Below are 1,569 nucleotides of genomic sequence, written 5' to 3' on the forward strand. Positions count from 1 at the left end.
AAACTCGTGGCAGACCGGTAGCCCCGCTTGTCGTTGGTTGGTGTTGGCGGTTTGCATGGTTGGATTCTCTTCTGGGTTAGGCGCCGCGGCGGACCGAAGCATCCGGACTTCGGCTTCGATGAGTCGTTCGTCAACAGCGCAACGGCTGACCAATGTGGTCATGCATCATCATCAGCAGGTCCACTGTCGGGCGATAAGTCAGCAAGCGAAAGACTCGCCGACGCGATGAACGAATGACTTGTGCTGGAAGGAGCATCAGCGTGTTCAAGTACGTCCAGAATTCCATCCGAACGATGCGGTTGCGTGCTTCTCGTCGGACTCGCCGCTGACCTTGGTTGCCTTTGACCCGGATCAGCATTCCGCTCCATGTTTTCAACGTCCAAGCCAGTGACGCGAACACCATGTAGGCCATGTTGCTCTCTAAATTGTCCAGCGGAGCGCTGAGAGCGCCGCTGGCGTTCAGTTGACTGATCGTGTTTTCTTGGTCGCAACGTTTGTTACTGGCACGAATCACTTCGCGAGCGGGGACATCGTCGGAAGATTCATTGCTGATGTAAAAGAAGTACTTTTCTTCAGTGAACAACAATTGCTGCCCACTGGTCACATCAATGTCTTTCCGCACGACAACCATTCGGTATGGCTTCTCGCATGCCGTGGGACGGTACTCGAATTCGGCGTAACTCTCACCGGTCAGTCGTTTGTTCTTGTAGCCACCCGCGACCACGATGCGCTCCTTCACTTTCGGACGTTTCGCACGCGTCGCCTGATTGGCTGGACTCGCTGAGGATCGATCGAGCCGTTTCCATGCGGATTTTGGCAAGGAATCGGCGATCTGGCAAAGATTCCGGTGTGCCGAGTAGCCAAGGACAAATTTCACGCCCGAATCATCCCAGCGATCCAAATGCTCGGTCGAAGAAAATGCCGTATCGCCACGCAGGACGATTCTTCGAAAGCCCGCCTGTTGGCATTGTTCGATCGCCAAGTCGTAGAAGTGTGCTGAATCTTCTTCGCTGACTCGATTGCCAGGGCGATTGTGAATGTAAAGCAACTCCTGAGTTTCGGCGAGCGTCACCACCAGAGGATGATAACCCCACTGTCCCTTGTAGCTGATTCCGATGCCTTCCTTCTTTTCGCCGGCAGTTTCGACCATCGTGCCGTCGGCTTCGATGGTCGCACAATCAAAGAAGCTGTCTTCCTGCTCTCTCCAGACCGACTGCCGAACACGATTGATCGCCTGCATCACTTGGATCAATTTCGTGTGGCTGAATCGCCGACAAAAGTCACCGGCTGTGGTCGGATCGGGGATACGCTCGGCTCCGAGGGCATCGAGATAGGCTTCGTCATTGCGTCGGTGTTCGATGTGATCCAGGCAGGTCCCGCCGGCAAGCAAGTTCAGTGCGATATTGAGAATGTGATCGGCTTCGTCATAGGGAAGATGCATCTTCAGCACATTGGCCGCTCGGTTGAGTTCCTTTCGGAGGGCAAGCGTTTTTATGAGCTCGACGATCGCGGCAAGTCCCCCGCAGTTGACGGCCTGCTGTTTCTCGGCGAGTTGGATCTTGGTTCTCG

Annotated in this window: 1 protein-coding gene; it reads right to left on the reverse strand. The window is 54.9% G+C overall.

Features of this window, described 5'->3' with window-relative positions; all coding sequences use genetic code 11:
• Positions 1 to 130: 130 nt before the first annotated feature.
• Positions 131 to 1,558 (reverse strand): IS1380 family transposase, encoded by a 1,428-nt coding sequence (locus tag RSSM_RS27640; protein ID WP_315850033.1) that lies wholly within the window; start codon positions 1,556 to 1,558, stop codon positions 131 to 133.
• Positions 1,559 to 1,569: the final 11 nt, after the last annotated feature.

This window comes from Aporhodopirellula sallentina SM41 (assembly GCF_000346505.1).
GTDB lineage: Bacteria > Planctomycetota > Planctomycetia > Pirellulales > Pirellulaceae > Rhodopirellula > Rhodopirellula sallentina.